This is a genomic window from Streptomyces sp. NPDC102462, assembly GCF_044765425.1.
Classification (GTDB): domain Bacteria; phylum Actinomycetota; class Actinomycetes; order Streptomycetales; family Streptomycetaceae; genus Streptomyces.
Genome location: NZ_JBIWKB010000002.1, coordinates 334,384 through 348,344 on the forward strand (window position 1 = coordinate 334,384; position 13,961 = coordinate 348,344).

General features: G+C 69.6%; 12 protein-coding genes. 6 read left to right on the forward strand and 6 right to left on the reverse strand.

The window, feature by feature from the left end; genetic code table 11:
* Positions 1-112: 112 nt before the first annotated feature.
* The 3 genes from glmM to rplM all read right to left on the reverse strand — a co-directional run bounded on the left by glmM (position 113) and on the right by rplM (position 2,694).
* The gene (gene glmM, locus ACIRFL_RS03635) at positions 113-1,471 is read right to left on the reverse strand and encodes a phosphoglucosamine mutase (protein WP_404023539.1); all 1,359 of its coding nucleotides are present in this window, start codon (positions 1,469-1,471) and stop codon (positions 113-115) included.
* Positions 1,472-1,695: 224 nt separating this feature from the next.
* On the reverse strand, positions 1,696-2,208 hold the full coding sequence (gene rpsI / locus ACIRFL_RS03640) for a 30S ribosomal protein S9 (RefSeq protein WP_404023541.1): 513 nt from the start codon (positions 2,206-2,208) through the stop codon (positions 1,696-1,698).
* Positions 2,209-2,250: 42 nt separating this feature from the next.
* Entirely contained in the window at positions 2,251-2,694 is a 444-nt protein-coding gene (rplM, locus tag ACIRFL_RS03645; protein ID WP_404023543.1) for a 50S ribosomal protein L13, read from the reverse strand.
* A 326-nt stretch (positions 2,695-3,020) separates the two neighbouring features.
* Between rplM and ACIRFL_RS03650 the strand changes: the two genes are divergently transcribed.
* The 6 genes from ACIRFL_RS03650 (at position 3,021) to ACIRFL_RS03675 (ending at position 11,467) form a co-directional block, all read left to right on the forward strand.
* A complete protein-coding gene (locus tag ACIRFL_RS03650) occupies positions 3,021-3,905 on the forward strand; it encodes a hypothetical protein (protein WP_404023544.1) in 885 nt (294 codons plus the stop codon).
* A 22-nt stretch (positions 3,906-3,927) separates the two neighbouring features.
* The gene (locus ACIRFL_RS03655; protein ID WP_404023545.1) at positions 3,928-5,301 is read left to right on the forward strand and encodes a glycoside hydrolase family 26 protein; all 1,374 of its coding nucleotides are present in this window, start codon (positions 3,928-3,930) and stop codon (positions 5,299-5,301) included.
* A 306-nt stretch (positions 5,302-5,607) separates the two neighbouring features.
* The gene (locus tag ACIRFL_RS03660) at positions 5,608-7,059 is read left to right on the forward strand and encodes a glycosyltransferase family 2 protein (RefSeq protein WP_404023547.1); all 1,452 of its coding nucleotides are present in this window, start codon (positions 5,608-5,610) and stop codon (positions 7,057-7,059) included.
* 36 nt (positions 7,060-7,095) lie between these two features.
* Positions 7,096-8,304, forward strand: coding sequence for a glycoside hydrolase family 113 (locus tag ACIRFL_RS03665; protein ID WP_404023548.1), 1,209 nt, complete (start codon positions 7,096-7,098; stop codon positions 8,302-8,304).
* A gap of 14 nt (positions 8,305-8,318) precedes the next feature.
* Positions 8,319-9,419, forward strand: a complete 1,101-nt coding sequence (locus ACIRFL_RS03670) for a sugar phosphate nucleotidyltransferase (RefSeq protein ID WP_404023550.1) — start codon at positions 8,319-8,321, stop codon at positions 9,417-9,419.
* A 20-nt stretch (positions 9,420-9,439) separates the two neighbouring features.
* The gene (locus ACIRFL_RS03675; RefSeq protein WP_404023551.1) at positions 9,440-11,467 is read left to right on the forward strand and encodes an acyltransferase family protein; all 2,028 of its coding nucleotides are present in this window, start codon (positions 9,440-9,442) and stop codon (positions 11,465-11,467) included.
* A 51-nt stretch (positions 11,468-11,518) separates the two neighbouring features.
* On the opposite strand, the gene truA is transcribed toward ACIRFL_RS03675, so the two are convergent.
* The 3 genes from truA to ACIRFL_RS03690 all read right to left on the reverse strand — a co-directional run.
* Complete coding sequence (truA, locus tag ACIRFL_RS03680) at positions 11,519-12,364, reverse strand: tRNA pseudouridine(38-40) synthase TruA (protein WP_404023552.1); 846 nt, start codon at positions 12,362-12,364, stop codon at positions 11,519-11,521.
* 224 nt (positions 12,365-12,588) lie between these two features.
* On the reverse strand, positions 12,589-13,110 hold the full coding sequence (rplQ, locus tag ACIRFL_RS03685) for a 50S ribosomal protein L17 (protein WP_404023553.1): 522 nt from the start codon (positions 13,108-13,110) through the stop codon (positions 12,589-12,591).
* Between the two features lie 216 nt (positions 13,111-13,326).
* A partial coding sequence (locus ACIRFL_RS03690) for a DNA-directed RNA polymerase subunit alpha C-terminal domain-containing protein (RefSeq protein ID WP_404023555.1) occupies positions 13,327-13,961 on the reverse strand: 635 nt, incomplete at its 5' end.

Sequence of the window (13,961 nt, forward strand, 5' to 3'; positions counted from 1 at the left end):
CGGAGGTCGGTTGTCTGCTTGGGTGGGGCCCCGGCGGCCGTTTCGGGTGGGCGCCGGGGGCTTCGTGAGCGGGGTGGCGCCGGCCGTCAGCCGGGCGCGGTGGAGCCGAGGGTCACCCCAGTGCTGACTTCACCGCGTCGGCGAGGCGGGCGGCGATCGAGCGGGCCTGGTCGATGTCGGCCGCCTCCACCATGACGCGCACCAGCGGCTCGGTGCCCGAGGGGCGCAGCAGTACCCGTCCGGCGGAGCCCAGCTCCCGCTCCGCCTCGGCGACCGCGGCGGCGAGGTCCGCGGAGGTCTTCACCCGGGACCTGTCCACGTCCGGCACGTTGATGAGGACCTGGGGCAGCCGCTCCATGACCGCCGCGAGCTCCCGCAGCGTACGGCCGGTCTCCGCGACCCGTGCGGCCAGCAGCAGCCCGGTCAGCGTGCCGTCGCCGGTGGTGGCGTGGTCGAGGACGATGACGTGCCCGGACTGCTCGCCGCCGAGGGCGTAGTCGTGCTCCTTCATCTCCTCCAGGACGTAGCGGTCGCCGACCGCGGTCTGCACGAGGCGGATGCCCTCGCGCTCCATGGCCAGCTTGAAGCCCAGATTCGACATCACGGTCGCGACGACGGTGTCGGAGCGCAGAGCGGAACGTTCCCGCATCGCCAGCGCGAGCACGGCCAGGATCTGGTCGCCGTCGATCTCCTCGCCGGTGTGGTCCACGGCCAGGCAGCGGTCGGCGTCGCCGTCGTGCGCGATGCCCAGGTCGGCGCCGTGCTCAACGACGGCGGACTTCAGCTGGTCGAGATGGGTGGAGCCGCAGCCGTCGTTGATGTTGAGCCCGTCCGGCTGGGCACCGATGGTGACGATCTGCGCCCCGGCCCGGGAGAACGCCTCAGGCGAGACACCGGCGGCGGCGCCGTGCGCCTCGTCAAGGACGATCTTCAGTCCGTCGAGCCGGTTCGGCAGCACGCCGAGGAGGTGGGCGACGTACTGGTCGAACCCTTCGTCGTAGGTCCGCACCCGGCCCACGCCCGCGCCGGTGGGTCGGTCCCAGGGGGCGCCCGTGCGGTGCTCCTCGTAGACGCCCTCGATCCGGTCCTCCAGCTCGTCGGCGAGCTTGTGGCCGCCACGGGCGAAGAACTTGATGCCGTTGTCGGGCATCGCGTTGTGGCTTGCGGAGAGCATGACACCCAGGTCGGCCCCGAGGGCGCCGGTCAGATACGCCACCGCTGGCGTCGGCAGCACACCGACCCGCAGCACGTCCACGCCCGCGCTGGCCAGCCCCGCGACCACCGCGGCCTCCAGGAACTCCCCGGACGCACGCGGGTCCCGCCCGACCACTGCCGTCGGCTTGTGGCCCGCGAAGCTGCCCGCCTCGGCCAGCACGTGCGCCGCCGCGACGGAGAGGCCGAGCGCCATCTCGGCCGTCAGATCCGCGTTGGCGACACCGCGCACGCCGTCCGTGCCGAAGAGTCGTCCCACTTGTCCTCCTGAGGAAGCGTCAGTTTCGAAGCCGTAGCGCATGCGACGGTTCGCTGCCGGGTCGGTGCGGCTCCGCATCCCAGGCATCGCATGCCTGGATATCCGATCACACAAGCCTTTGAGCGTCTTGTGCCGTTATACGCCCTTGGCCTGTGATATACGAACGCCCCGGCGGCACTGTGGCGTGCCGCCGGGGCGTTCGGAGTACGAGCGGGCAGCTGCGGTCAGCGCTTGCTGTACTGCGGAGCCTTGCGGGCCTTCTTCAGACCGGCCTTCTTGCGCTCGACCGCACGGTCGTCACGACGCAGGAAGCCGGCCTTCTTCAGCGGGCCGCGGTTGTTGTCGACGTCGGCCTCGTTCAGCGCGCGGGCGACACCGAGACGGAGCGCACCGGCCTGACCGGAGACACCGCCGCCCGCGATGCGGGCGATGACGTCGTAACGGCCTTCCAGCTCCAGAACCTTGAACGGCTCGTTGACTTCCTGCTGGTGCACCTTGTTGGGGAAGTAGTCCTCAAGGGTGCGGCCGTTGATCTTCCACTTGCCGGAGCCCGGAACGATCCGGACCCGGGCGATGGCGTTCTTGCGGCGGCCCAGGCCGGCGGCCGGCTGGGGCTCGCCGAAGCGGGAGGCCAGGGACTCCGAGGTGTACTCGCCCTCGACGGGCGTCTCGGACTCGGTGGTGTAGCTGTCGATGTCAAGCTCTTCGAGCGGCTGCTCGGCAGTGGTCTCGGCCACGATTCTCCTCAGATTCTCTTCAGTCTTAGGGGGTGGCCGGACTTACTGCGCGACCTGGGTGATCTCGAACGGCACCGGCTGCTGCGCGCCGTGCGGGTGCTGGTCACCCTTGTAGACCTTCAGCTTCGAGAGCATCTGACGGCCCAGGGAGTTCTTGGGGAGCATGCCCTTGACGGCCTTCTCGATGGCCTTCTCGGGGTTCTTGTCCAGCAGCTCGTCATAGCGGATGGAGCGCAGACCACCCGGGTAGCCGGAGTGGCGGTACGCCATCTTCTGGGTCCGCTTGTTACCGGAGAGGTGCACCTTGTCCGCGTTGATGATGATGACGAAGTCACCAGCGTCGACGTGGGGGGCGTAGATCGGCTTGTGCTTGCCCCGGAGGAGGGTGGCGGCGGTCGTGGCGAGACGACCCAGGACGACGTCCTGAGCGTCGATGACGTGCCACTGACGCGTCACATCGCCGGGCTTGGGGCTGTACGTACGCACGGTTCGTAGCCTTCGCTATCTTCAGTGAGTGGTCCTGACAAGGTCACCGAAGACGATCACGACAGCCCTGACCGCACTGCGGTGACGCAAACCGCGTGCTGGTCGCTGGTCATCGGCCCGGTGGACCGGTGTAAGGGCCCGTCCCGTGAGAATGAGCAAGCCAATACACAACGAACATGCAGGATACCGGGGTGCCTCGGACGGGTCAAAACGAGTGGCCTGCGACACCTCCGGCGGCGAAGATGCGCCACCCTGCGCCGATAGGTCCCCTATCGGTCCCGGCAGGGGCGCACCGGCACCGCCGGTCCCCGTCTAGGATGCGCCCCATGAGCTATGGGCAGGGGGGACCCCAGTCCCAGTGGGATCCCTGGAAACCGCATTCTCAGCAGCCCTGGAACAGCGGCGGCAGCCAGACCCCGGACTGGGCCGCCCTGGCGGAGGCCTCGGAGACCCGGAACAAGCGCCGCAGACTGCTGTTCATCGGCGGCGGCGCGGTCGCCACCGTCGTGGTCGGCGCGGCCGTCGCCATGGCCGTGGTCTCGGCGAACGGTGACAACGGCGACAACGCCTCGGGGCAGCCCGCCGACCTGCCCGCGAGCGCTTCCCTGCCCAGTGACTCCGCCGCGCCCGCGCCGTCCTTCGATCCGACCAGCGCGCCGCCGCCGCTGGACCCGAAGGACTTCATATCCAGCGCGCAGAAGGACACGGCGCCGCTCAGCGCCGAGACCCTTTTCCCGGGCACCCAGCTGACCATGGGCGAGACCGTCTACAAGAAGGGCGCCACCGCCGACACCAAGGACTGCGCCTCGGCCGCGGGCGGCACCCTGCCCAAGGTCCTCACCGGCAACGACTGCACGCGGCTGCTGCGGGTCAGCTACCTCAAGGACGGGGTCGCGGTCACCGTCGGCGTCGCCGTCTTCGAGACGGAGGCCCAGGCCGTCAAGGCGAAGGGCCAGACCGACAAGAAGGGCATCGTGAAGTCCCTCGCGGGCAAGGGCGTCACGGCCTTCTGCGACTCGGCGGTCTGCCGCTCGACGACCAATTCCTACGGCCGCTACGCCTACTTCACCATCGCCGGTTTCACCAACGGCAAGAACGTGACGACCAAGGACACCAAGGTCTTCTCGACCGGGGACGACCTGGCCGAGTTCACCTTCCGGCAGATCCGCCGCCGCGGCGAGGCCCAGGCGTCGGCCGCGGCCGGCGAGTGACGCACCGCACCGGCGTGACACCTTGGACCTGGACAGACGTGCCCGCGTCGGGCTGATAGCGGCCGCGGCCGGCGCGGCCCTGCTGGCCCCGCTGGGCGTGTGGGCCTGGCCCGAGGGCGAGGGCGGGGCGCACGGTCCCCGCCTCGTCCCCACCGATCTGCGCCGGCGCGACCCCGCGGCGACACCCGCCGCGCGCCGCGTCTACACGCTGCTGGCCGGGCTGGAGAACGCCGCCCGCCGCGGCCGCCCGAGCCGTACGGTGATCGGCCAGCACGTGGAGCTGCACAACGAGCGGTACAACGCGCGGTACGGCGACTACCGGGGCACCAAACAGCCGGGCTACTACTACCGCAAGGCCCGCGACATCACCGGGCGGCTGCCCGGCTTCGTCGAGCTCGACCTCGGCCCCGGCTACGACCGGCCCGGCTGGGCGGTGGGCGAGGCCCGCTCCTACTCGGCGGCCTGGCCGTCCTGCCGGCGTTCCTGGGGCTATGTGGAGGACGCCGTGGACCTCGCCGTCGGCGTGTGGGCGGGTCTGCCCCGGGCGGCCGACGGTTCGTACCGGCCCTCCGGCACGCACCGCGAGTGCTTCTCCGGTGCGGAGGTCTCCCTGCCGCACAACGGGGGCGGCCCGGCGGGCCTGGTCGGCTTCTCCTTCCATCAGCCCTATCCGGGCAGCCGGGTCAAGGGCTTCCAGCAGACGCTGCACCGCAACTCCCCCGGCGCGACGGACCCCGCCTGGTTCGGCCGGGTGGTCACCGAGGGCAGCGCCGAGCACCGGGCGCTGCTGCACGACCTCGCCTTTCTCGCGGACCACCTGGGCTATCTGGCCGGCCGCGGGGTGCCGGTGCTGCTGCGGCCGTACCACGAGATGAACACGGTCCCGGGGCACGGTTTCTGGTGGGCGGGGCAGGACCCGGCGGCGTTCCGCAGGCTGTGGCGGCTGACGTACGACTACCTCGTGCGCCGTCGCGGCCTGCACAACCTGATCTTCGTCTGGTCGCCGAACTCCTGGGACGGGACGTACGGGCGCGAGCCCGACGCGTACTACCCCGGCGGCCACTACGTCGACGTCGTGGGCGTCGACGACTACAGCGACAGCCCGGCCAGGCCCTTCGGCGCGGGCGCCTGGACCGAGGTCTGGTACCGCGGCCTCGAGGCGTACCGCAGGCCGCGGATCGTCGCCGAGTCCTTCCATGTACCGCTCAACGCGGCGCAGCCCCGGACCCTGGCCCGCACACCGTGGGTGCTGTGGACCGTGTGGGGCCAGGCACTGACGTACGACAACGTCTCCACGCCCCGGCAGAAGAACGCCCCGGCGGATGTGCAGCGGACCTACGGGTCGGCGAGGGTGATCACGGGCGGGCGCGAGATCGAGGCGCCGCACACCGCATAGGCCGAGGCCCGTGCACAGCACACGGGACGGGGCACACACCAGGCGCCACACGGTGAACGACTGATGTCGCCTTCCTCACAACTGTTCCTTATCTCGTGCATATATGCGAGAGTGGATCCCCTATTCGGTCAGTGGTTCGGAGCCCGGGGGGGCAGAGGCTCCGCTGACCGAGGCGCCAGCGAAGGCGTTGAGGGGGATGGCACCCGGAACAAGCCAGTCGTAGCGGTGCGCTCACGCGCGCCGCAACGGAGATCCGTCGCTGCCTCAACGCGCCACCGATCTCACGGGAAGTCCTGTTTACCTGTCATGACGTCGACTCTGGTAGAGGGTGACCCTTCGTTCTCGCGTCAAGGCGCGAAGCTCGCGAAGCGTACGGCCGCCTGGAAGCCGGGTGTCCTGCCGTTCCTGCTGCCCTTTGTCCTGCTGGTCTTCTTCGGCCTGTGGAGCTACCAGCCCAGCTCCTCCCTGCTGAGCTGGATCCTCACCGTCGTGTGGTCCCTGCCCGTGGCCGGTGTGCTGGTCGGCATCCAGGGCGCCCTGCTGATCCGCCGCCGGGTCCGCCGCAGCGACCGGATGACCCCGCCCGCCCCGGCCGACCAGGACTTCATGATCGTCCTGTGCCCGACCATCGGCCGCCACGACACCTACCCGGCGCTGGAACGTTCCGTCCTGTCCTACGTCGAGCACCTGCCGGACTGGTTCCCGTACATGCGGGTCGACATCCTCACCGAGGAGGGCTGCGAGGCGGCCGACAAGATCGACCGGCTCGCCGACTCCCATCCGCTGATCCGGGTCATCACGGTCCCGAAGGACTACGTCCCGGCGAACGGCACCCGCTTCAAGGCCCGCGCCAACCACTACGCCCACGAGCTGCGCATCGCCGAAGGCGAAGCCCTCGACTACGTCTGGGTCCTCCACATGGACGACGACACGGGCGTCGGCCCCGACACCGCGACCTCGCTCGCCCAGTTCATCAACCGCCAGCGCCGCGCCCACCCCGACGAGGCCAAGCACATGGCGCAGGGCATCCTGACCTACCCGCGCGAGAACGCGGTCAGCCTCTTCACCTGGCTCGCCGACGCCGTACGCCCCGCCGACGACATCGCCCGCTTCCGCGCGCTGACCGGCATGGGCACCCCGGCGGCCGGGGTCCACGGTGAGCTGCTGGTGCTGCGCGCCTCCATCGAGGCGGAGATCGGCTGGGACTTCGGCCCCAAGGAGATCGTCGAGGACGCCCGGCTCGCGCTGACCTTCTGCCGCAAGTACCCCGGCCGCAGCGACTGGTTCAACGGCCGCTGCTACGGCGCCTCCCCCGCCAACGCGCGCGACTTCGTCAAGCAGCGCGAGCGGTGGGCCTGGGGCCTGGTCGCCCTGTGCTTCAACCGCCAGGTACCGCTGCGCTACCGCTGGTTCCTGTCGGTCTGCGTGACCACCTGGATCCTCGGCCCGCTCCAGCACATCGGCGCCGTCCTGCTCCTCGGCTGGCTGATCAACGACATGAACACCTCGCCCGCCACCCAGTCCGTCGTCATCCTGTGGGCCCTGAACTTCGCCTACGTCATCTGGACCTACTGGGAGGGGCTGCGGCTGAACGCGCTCGCCTCGCTCAGCGGGCGGCGCAAGTGGTGGGAGCCGGTCGTGGTGGTCGCGCTCATCCCCGTCTTCTCGGTGCTCGAAGGACTCGGCGGCCTGCGCGGCTTCCTGAAGTTCGCCCGGCGCGAGGAGAACAAGTTCGTCGTGATCGCCAAGCCCGCCTGACCCTGGGCCAAGACTGAAGACAGAAGACACCTGACCATGCGCTCACGCCTACCCCTGCTCGCCATCTTCCCGGTGACCGTCCTCACCGTCGTCCTGGGCACCCCCCTCCTCTTCGGCGACCACCCCGTGCGCTGGGAGGCGGGCTCGGCCCTGCCCAGACTCGTCCTGGACGGCTCCCCCGAGAAATCGGACTCCCCCAGCCCGTCCGGGAAGCCCACGGACGCGACGAAGCCCTCCACTCTCCAGGTCGCCAAACCCTGGAAGGCCGGCATGCCCCAGTGGGGCGTCCAGATCTACTGGGAGGAGGAGCCACAGAAACGTTCCGACGAGTTCATCGAGAAGCAGGCCAACAAGCAGGCCGCGTACCTGGTCGGCCTCGGCGCCAACTCCGTGTCGATCTCCTTCCCCTTCTTCACCAAGAGCCCCACCTCCGACACCGTCGCGACCGGCGCCAAGACCCCCTCCCCGGAACGCCTCCAGCGGGTCCTGCGGGTCTTCCAGAAGGCGGGCTTCCGCACCACGATCCGCCCGGTCATGGACGAGACCGCCCTCATTGGAACGGGCGACTGGCGCGGCAACATCGTGCCCGACTCGGACTCCGCCTGGTTCGCCTCGTACGCGAAGCTCCTCGCCCCCTACTTGAAGATCGCCGAGGCCGAGAAGGCGAACACCTTCGTGATCGCCACCGAGCTGAACTCCATGGAGGGCAAGCCGGGCTGGGACAACCTCGTCGCGTCCGCCGAGAAGACGTTCTCCGGTGAGATCTCCTACGACGCCAACTGGGACAACTACGTCTCCGGCCGGATCAACATGCCGGTCAACCACCTCGGCGTCGACGCCTACTTCCCCGTCAAGGTCCCGGACAACGCCCCCGTGAAGACCCTGGTCGCCGGGTGGAACGAGTGGCTCGACAAGAAGGCCACCGGACCCCTGCCGAAGATCACCGTCGCCGAGGCCGGCATCGGCGCGATGAAGGGCGCCTACCACGCCCCCGGCGACTTCTACGCCCGCAGGGCCGTCAACCCCAAGGTGCAGGCCAACTGGTACACGGCCGTCTGCAAGGTCGTCCAGGAACGCCGGATGAGCGGCGTCTACTGGTGGTCGATCCACTTCGACGACGACCCCAACACCCCGCCGGACGACAAGACCGCCTCCCGGCTCGACTTCGCCGGCCGCCCCCTCACCGAGCGGGCCGTCAAGAACTGTTTCTCCTCGGGCTACGCGGGCCCCGGGACCGCCGACTGACCAGCGAGGCAACCATGCGAGAAGCCATCATCCTGGTGGGCGGCAAGGGAACCCGTCTGCGCCCCCTCACCAACCACACCCCGAAGCCGCTCCTCGGCGTCGCGGGCACCTCCTTCATCCGCCACCAGGTGGCCAAGCTGCTGGACGCGGGCGTCGAGCACCTGGTGTTCGCCACCTCCTACCTCGCCTCCCTCTTCGAGGACGAGTTCCGGGACTTCTCCGGCGGCCTGGAGATCTCCTACGCCGTCGAGGAGGTCCCCCTGGGCACGGGCGGCGCGATCCGCAACGCCGGACAGCGGCTGCGCGGCGACTCGCCCGACGCCCCGGTGCTGATCCTGAACGGCGACATCCTCTCCGGCGTCGACCTGCGGAACGTCGTACGGCAGCACGAGGCCCGGGACGCCGACGTGACCCTGCACCTCACCCGGGTCGCCGACCCGCGCGCCTTCGGCCTGGTGCCCACCGACGCCGACGGCCGGGTGCTGGCGTTCCTGGAGAAGCCGAAGACGCAGGCAGAGTGCGTCACCGACCAGATCAACGCCGGCTGCTACGTCTTCCGCCGCTCGGTCCTGGACGCCATCCCCGCCGACCGCGAGGTCTCGGTCGAGCAGGAGACCTTCCCGCAGCTCGTCGCCCGGGGCGCGCGCGTCCTCGGCCACACCACCGACGACTACTGGCGCGACCTCGGCACGCCCCTGGCCTTCGTGCAGGGCTCCGCCGACCTGGTCACGGGCGTGGCGACCTCGCCGCTCGTCGGACCGCCCGCCGAAGCCCTGATCCACCCCACGGCCACGATCGACCCCACCGCCCGCGTCACGGGCGGCTCCACGGTCGGCCCGCACGCCGTCGTCGGGGCCCACGCCGTCATCGACCGCTCCATCATCGGCGAACGCGTCACCGTCGGCGAAGGCACCCGGATCCACGAGTCGGTCGTCGACCACGACTCCTCGATCGGCAGCGAGTCGTTGCTGCGCGAAGTCGTCGTGGGCTGCCACTCCCACGTCGGTGCGGACAACGAGCTGCCGGCCCAGCTGCGGCTGTCGTGCGGCATCCGCATTCCCGCCCAAGGGGTGCGCGTCAGCGGAACGGCTGCCGCCTGCCTGACGGCCCACTGACCACCTGCTACGGGAGAACCGTGACCCGCCACCGCTCATCGGCCGCGCAGGCAGAGCGCCTTCGCAAGTACCGGCCGGACATCCAGGGCCTGCGTGCCGTCGCCATCATGATGGTCGTCAGCATGCACTGCGGCATCCTCGACATCCACGGCGGCGTGGACGTCAGCTTCGTGCTCAGCGGCTTCCTCATCGGCAGCCAGCTGCTCGCCGAGATCGACAAGACGGGCAAGGTGTCCCTGACCAAGTTCTGGGCCCGCCGCTTCCGCCGCCTCGCGCCCCCCATGGCCCTCACCATCGTCGGCACCGCGGCCATCGCCTGGCTCTACGCCAGCCCCCTGAAGTTCCGCGACTTCGTCGCCGACGGCCTCAGCGCCTCCCTGAGCTTCCTGAACTGGCGGCTGGTCGAGAACGGCACCGACTACTTCGCCAACGACGGCACCCAGTCCCCCTACCAGCACTTCTGGTCGCTGGGCATCGAGGAGCAGTTCTATCTCGTCGCCCCGATCGTGCTGGTCGCCCTGGTCTGGCTCAGCCGCAAGATCGTGCGCAACCGCGCCCTGGTCGGCGTCGCCCTCCTCGCCGTGATCGCCGGCTCGTTCTACATGGGCTGGTCGCAGACCCCCGTGAACCAGCCGCTCGCCTACTTCAGCACCCACACCCGGATCTGGGAGATCACCTCCGGCGTCCTGCTCGCCCTCCTCGCACCGTTCGTCTCGCGCATGAACACCACGGTGGCGGCACTGGTCAGCTGGCTGGGGCTCGGCACCATCCTGGTGACCTCGCTCCTGATCACCGCCGAGACCCCGCTGCCCGGCTACGCGGTGGCCGGACCGGTCCTCGGCGCCCTCCTGGTCATCGCCGGCGGCTGCGCCAACCCCGGCTTCGGCGCCGAACGCGTCCTGTTCAACCCGGTGTTCAACTTCATCGGCAACGTCAGCTACGGCTGGTACCTCTGGCACTGGCCGATCCTGGTGATGTGGCCGCACATCGTCGACCGCGAGTTCACCTTCCAGGAGCGTATGCGGGTCGTCGTCCTGTCGTTCCTCATCGCCACCGCCATGCACTACCTCGTGGAACGCCGGTTCAAGAACAACGTGCAGCTGGTGGCACGCCCCTGGAAGGGCGTCCTCGCCGGCGGCTTCACCACCGCCGGCACCGCGGGGGCGATGGTGCTCGCCGCGATCGTGCCGCTGAACCTGGCCACCGCACCCGCCTCGGCCCGGCCGGCCCCCGGATTCACCAGCACGGCGTCCGTCGAGAAGGCCGTCCACCAGCGGAAACTGTCCGCCAGGGTGCAGAGCACCTTGCTGAAGGCGACCGAAAACCACGCCTCCAAGGGCTGCATCGACAACACCGAGATCACCAAGTTCGTGATGCGGGACGGCTGCGTCATCGGGGACCGCGGCAGCAAGAAGACCGTGGTCCTCCTGGGGGACTCCCACGCCTGGCAGTGGAACGACCTCTACGACGAACTCGGCCGCGAACTCCACGTCAAGGTGGTCACCATGGCCAAGGGCGGCTGCTCGCCGCAGATCTACCACATCGCCAGCCCCACTCTGGGCCGCGAGTACCGGGAGTGCGACAGCTGGCGTGACTCCGCCTTCGCCGAGCTGAAGAAGCTCAAGCCCGACGTCCTGATCATCGCCGACCGCGCCCGGCAGGAAGCCACCCGCGACGGCGCGGAGGCCGCGTTCAAGGTGTTCGAGAAGACCGGCGCCCGCCTCGTCTACATGACCGACACCCCGCAGCCGGGCCAGAACGTCCCCGACTGCCTGGCCACCCACACCGACGACATCACCCCCTGCAACCGCAAGCAGTGGCAGGCCCTCGAATACACCGAATTCCGCGCCATGGAGCGAAAGGTGGCCGAGGAGCACGGCGCCGAGATCATCGACACCACGCCGGCCTTCTGCTCGCTGGACGTCTGCCCCTCCGTGATCGGCGATCAGCTCGTCTACTACGACAACAGCCACATCACCTCCGGCTACTCCAAGTCGCTCAAGCCCTTCCTCAAGCCCACCCTGGAAGGCATCCTCAGCGACGCATAGCGCACACCGCCCGCCGCCGAGAGGGCTCTGCCGCACCCCGGCCGAGCCCTCTCAGTGCACCGTGCCCCGCACCCGGCGGGCCTGCCGCTGTCGCTCCGCGAGCAGCCCGTCAGCCGGGTAGCCGACCTCCTCCAGGGTCAGCCCGTGCGGGCGCACGACATGGACGGCGCTGTCGCGGACCCGGGCGTCCAGAACTCGCCGCGGCCAGTCCACGTCACGGTGCCCGTCGCCCACGAACAGCAGCGCACCCACCATGGACCGCACCTGGTTGTGGCAGAAGGCGTCCGCCCGCACCTCGATCTCCACGACGCCGTCCGCCCGCCTGCGCACCCCGAAGTCAAGGATCTCGCGGACCGTCGTAGCCCCCTCGCGCCGCTTCGCGTACGCCGCGAAGTCGTGCTCCCCGATCAGGGACTTCGCTGCGGCGTCCATCGCCGCGACGTCCAGCGCCCAGTCGTGCCAGAGCACATGGCCGCGCAGCAGCGGATCCACTCCGCCGGGCTGGTCCCCGACCCGGTACACATAGCGCCGCCACAGCGCGGCGAACCGCGCGTCGAACCCGGCCGGAGCCTCGGTGAGCGCCCACACCCGCACGTCCTTCGGCAGCCGCCCGGCGAGCCGCTTCAGCAGCTTCTCCCGGTGCTCGGCCCACAGCCCCGCGGGCAGGTCCACATGGGCCACCTGGCCGCGCGCGTGCACCCCGGCGTCCGTCCGCCCGGCCACGGTCAGCTCGTACGTCCTCTCCCCGGACCGGGTGACGGTCCGCAGCGCGTCCTCGATCTCCCCCTGCACGGTCCGGCGTCCCCCGGCCTGCTTGGCCCACCCGGAGAATTCGGTCCCGTCGTAGGACAGATCGAGGCGCACCCGCACCTGACCGGGCTGTACTTCGTCACTCACAAACAGATCCTCACACAGGGTGTGCACGGTCGTTCAACGCGAAAGCGGGCCCGCCCCTTGAAGGGAACGGGCCCGCTCACACGCCCCGAAGGGGCGCGGGGCTGCATCGATATGCGGCTCCGCCGCGGTGGGGGTCCCCCCTGTTCGAGCGAAGCCGAGAACTTGGGGGAGCGACCAGCCACAACGAAGCCGCAGCCGCCGGCCGGACAGCACCCCGCAGACGCTTACGCGTCCTTGCCCTCGGCGGCAGCCTCCGGCTTGGCGTCCTCGACAGCCTCGACGGCCTCGTCGGACGGGGCCTCGACGGCCTCTTCCTTCTTGAGGACGTCTTCCTTGACCGCACGCTTGGTGGCGGCCTCGGCCTCACCGGTCGCCTGCTGCGCGACGGTCAGCGACTCCACCAGCTCGATGACGGCCATGGGCGCGTTGTCGCCACGGCGGTTACCGATCTTGGTGATGCGGGTGTAGCCACCGGGACGGTTCTCGTAGCGCGGGCCGATCTCGGTGAAGAGCGTGTGGACGATGCCCTTGTCCGTGATGACCTGGAGCACCTGGCGACGGTTGTGCAGGTCGCCCTTCTTCGCCTTGGTGATCAGACGCTCGGCGTACGGGCGCAGCCGACGGGCCTTCGCCTCGGTGGTGGTGATACGGCCGTGCTCGAAGAGGCTCTTCGCGAGGTTGGCGAGGAGCAGCTTCTCGTGCGCGGCACTGCCGCCCAGACGGGCACCCTTGGTGGGCTTCGGCATTCTTCTTCTCCTGTATCTCTGCCCCGGCCGTACCAGGTACCGGGGTCAGTATCTGAGCAGACGGTTGTCTGTCAGAGATCCGGTCACTTCTTTCAAGCTCCGGAAGACCCGCGCCCCGTAAGGGGCGCGGGGCTGTGTCGATTTGCGGCTCCGCCGCGCGGGCGCGACCAGCCACAACGGACCCGCAGCCAAGAACCGGCAGAAGGTCCCGAATTCTCAGTACTGCTCGGTTTCCACGAAACCGGCATCCGCGTCGTCGTCCGCCCCGAACGCGTCCACCGCGGCGGTCGGGTCGAATCCGGGCGGGCTGTCCTTCAGGGCCAGGCTCATGCCGGCCAGCTTCGCCTTGACCTCGTCGATGGACTTCGCACCGAAGTTACGGATGTCCAGCAGATCGGCCTCCGAGCGCGCGACCAGCTCACCCACGGAGTGGATGCCCTCACGCTTGAGGCAGTTGTAGGAGCGGACGGTCAGCTCCAGCTCCTCGATCGGCAGCGCCAGGTCCGCGGCCAGCGCGGCGTCCGTCGGGGACGGACCCATGTCGATGCCCTCGGCGTCGATGTTCAGCTCACGGGCCAGACCGAACAGCTCGACCAGCGTCTTGCCGGCCGACGCCATCGCGTCACGCGGACGCATGGCCTGCTTGGTCTCGACATCGACGACCAGCTTGTCGAAGTCGGTGCGCTGCTCGACACGCGTGGCCTCGACCTTGTACGTGACCTTGAGCACCGGCGAGTAGATCGAGTCGACCGGAATACGGCCGATCTCCTGGCCCACCTGCTTGTTCTGCACGGCGGAGACATAGCCGCGACCGCGCTCGACGGTCAGCTCCATCTCCAGCTTGCCCTTGC

Bases quoted from the DNA above. Each gene is read 5' to 3' on its own strand.
- ACIRFL_RS03650 (WP_404023544.1), top strand. From the start codon at position 3,021: ATGAGCTATGGGCAGGGGGGACCCCAGTCCCAGTGGGATCCCTGGAAA.
- ACIRFL_RS03660 (WP_404023547.1), top strand. From the start codon at position 5,608: ATGACGTCGACTCTGGTAGAGGGTGACCCTTCGTTCTCGCGTCAAGGC.
- ACIRFL_RS03665 (WP_404023548.1), top strand. From the start codon at position 7,096: ATGCGCTCACGCCTACCCCTGCTCGCCATCTTCCCGGTGACCGTCCTC.
- ACIRFL_RS03670 (WP_404023550.1), top strand. From the start codon at position 8,319: ATGCGAGAAGCCATCATCCTGGTGGGCGGCAAGGGAACCCGTCTGCGC.
- rplQ (WP_404023553.1), bottom strand. From the start codon at position 13,110: ATGCCGAAGCCCACCAAGGGTGCCCGTCTGGGCGGCAGTGCCGCGCAC.